This is a genomic window from Paenarthrobacter sp. 2TAF44, from assembly GCF_052114885.1.
Taxonomy (GTDB): domain Bacteria; phylum Actinomycetota; class Actinomycetes; order Actinomycetales; family Micrococcaceae; genus Arthrobacter.
Genome location: NZ_JBFRFP010000053.1, coordinates 1 through 2,039, shown reverse-complemented (window position 1 = coordinate 2,039; position 2,039 = coordinate 1). Strand labels below are relative to the sequence as shown.

Genomic DNA, 2,039 nt, shown 5'->3' with positions numbered 1-2,039 from the left:
GAAACGCCCGGTCCCATTCCGAACCCGGAAGCTAAGACCCACAGCGCCGATGGTACTGCACCCGGGAGGGTGTGGGAGAGTAGGACACCGCCGGACAATCATTAACAGGGAAAGCCCCGACCACGACGGTCGGGGCTTCCCCCATTTAAGCCCATAAGGCGCAGCTGACTGCCGAAGATGTACACCGCCGCTCAATTTGTTCGGACAGCGTCCAGGGAAGCATCGCCATCACACCTCAACGACGTCGCCACGCGCCAGGGCGAAAGGCAGACGATCGAAGATGATCTGGATCTCGGCGATCTGATCATTGTGAATGCGATACAGCTCCGCTCCCGGGGCGCTAGGAACTGCCCGATTGGCTGTGTCGTACATCAGTATTGCTTCGTCGTCGGACCCATAAGCCGCAAGAAGGGCTGATTTGGTGAGCGTAGCAGCGAAGGGCTCCATGAATGCCCGGACAGCGGCACTACCTCTCATGGTGCCGGACGGTGCATGGCAGGTGACATCCTCGGCTAGGTGCTTGATCGCTGAGTCCAGGTCGCCGGTTGTCCAGGCCCGGTGGTACGCGACTGCGATCTCAACGGCTCTGGCCTGTTTTTCAGACATGCTCTGACTCCTTTCGTAGACGGAATACTCCTGTTAGACACCACTTCCCAGCAGATCGGAACGCTCTAGTGGGTCCGTGCCAAGATTGAACGGTGACATCAGCCGAGTTGGAGGCCGCCCGGGCCGGCGATGAAGAGGCTTTCGCCTCGCTCGTGGCGCCCTTTCGCCGGGAGCTTCATCTGCATTGCTACAGGATCACAGGTTCTGTTGACGATGCAGATGATGTACTGCAGGAGGTTTTGCTTGCGGCGTGGAAGGGGTTGCCTGGTTTCGCCGGCCGATCATCCTTGCGGACTTGGCTCTACAGGATTGCTACTACTCGTTCGCTCAATACTCTGAGGGACCAGCAGCGCCGACCTCGTACCGCGCCCATACCTCCCTTCGTGCCTCCAGCTGCAAACGACCGATTCGACCTGCCGCATGTGCAGCCTTACCCCGATGTATTGGTCGACGAGCTTGATCCTGCTGTGCAGGCGGTGGCCCGTGAAAGTGTCGAGCTCGCATTTGTTGTTGCGCTTCAACGGATGCCGCCGCGCCAGGCTGCAGTGTTGATCCTCTGCGATGTGTTGGATTTCACCGCTAGCGAGGCTGCCGAGATGCTCGCGATAGGCCCGACGGCGGCAAAGGGTCTTCTTCAACGCGCCCGCTCCGCCAGACCCTCTCCAAGGCCAATTGCGACCGGAGCAGAACACCACGGTCTAGCCCGTAAGTTTGCAGATGCCTTCTCGCGAGACGACGTCGATGCCGTCCTTGAGCTCCTCACCGATCAATGTTGGCTCGCCATGCCTCCGGCCAGAGAACTTTACGTGGGCCGGCACGCCGTCGGGAGCTTCCTCCATGCCAGCGCAGCCGGGCGCCCTGGCGGCAACTATGCGCTGACCGCTGTCATTGCCGGTGGCAGGCCGGCGTTCGTCTGTTATCTGCAAGGCCGGGCCAGGGGACTCCTGGTGATTGAGCCAACTCAGGTTGGAGACAAGATCGCATCGATCATGCGCTTCCTCGATGATGGTCTGCACCGACACTTCGGGATGCCGGACTTTCTTGAGTGAAGTGGAGCGCAAACTGGCTCAGTGACGCGCGTCCGGACGAATGCCCGACGGCGGGCTGACGCGGGTGTTGGGGTTGTGTTGGGTGGTTGTTGGGGTGGATTTGCTTTGGGGGTGTGGGGCGTGTATTGTTTTCTGAGTCGCCGGGTGCGAAACGGAAAGCCGGAAGGTGTGTACGGTTCGGTAGGCGGCCAAAAATAACTCTTCTTTTCCAATGGCCTTGTTGGGTGCGCTGTTTTTGTGGTGCGCTGTCCGGGGTGATGTTTTGGGGGGTCTGTTGTTTGAGAACTCAATAGTGTGCCAAGTTTGTTGATGCCGATTGTTTTATTGATTGGTTGAAATTATGGCCAGGCCGTTGCGCACCCCCGTGTGTGGTGGTTTGGTTTT

Annotated in this window: 2 protein-coding genes and 1 rRNA gene; 2 read left to right on the top strand and 1 reads right to left on the bottom strand. The window is 59.2% G+C overall.

Annotated features, from left to right (window positions below; all coding sequences use genetic code 11):
• Positions 1 to 96 (top strand): 5S ribosomal RNA (gene rrf, locus AB4Z15_RS24905); the annotation flags it as partial.
• Positions 97 to 228: 132 nt separating this feature from the next.
• Here rrf and AB4Z15_RS24900 read toward each other — a convergent pair.
• Positions 229 to 606: a nuclear transport factor 2 family protein gene (locus tag AB4Z15_RS24900; RefSeq protein ID WP_442007077.1), complete on the bottom strand. Its 378-nt coding sequence runs from the start codon at positions 604 to 606 to the stop codon at positions 229 to 231.
• 92 nt (positions 607 to 698) lie between these two features.
• Here AB4Z15_RS24900 and AB4Z15_RS24895 point away from each other — a divergent pair, with 92 nt between their 5' ends.
• On the top strand, positions 699 to 1,655 hold the full coding sequence (locus tag AB4Z15_RS24895; protein WP_442019398.1) for an RNA polymerase subunit sigma-70: 957 nt from the start codon (positions 699 to 701) through the stop codon (positions 1,653 to 1,655).
• The last annotated feature ends 384 nt before the right edge of the window (positions 1,656 to 2,039 follow it).

Excerpts from the sequence above, each read along its gene's own strand:
- AB4Z15_RS24900 (WP_442007077.1), bottom strand. The coding sequence starts at position 606 with ATGTCTGAAAAACAGGCCAGAGCCGTTGAGATCGCAGTCGCGTACCAC.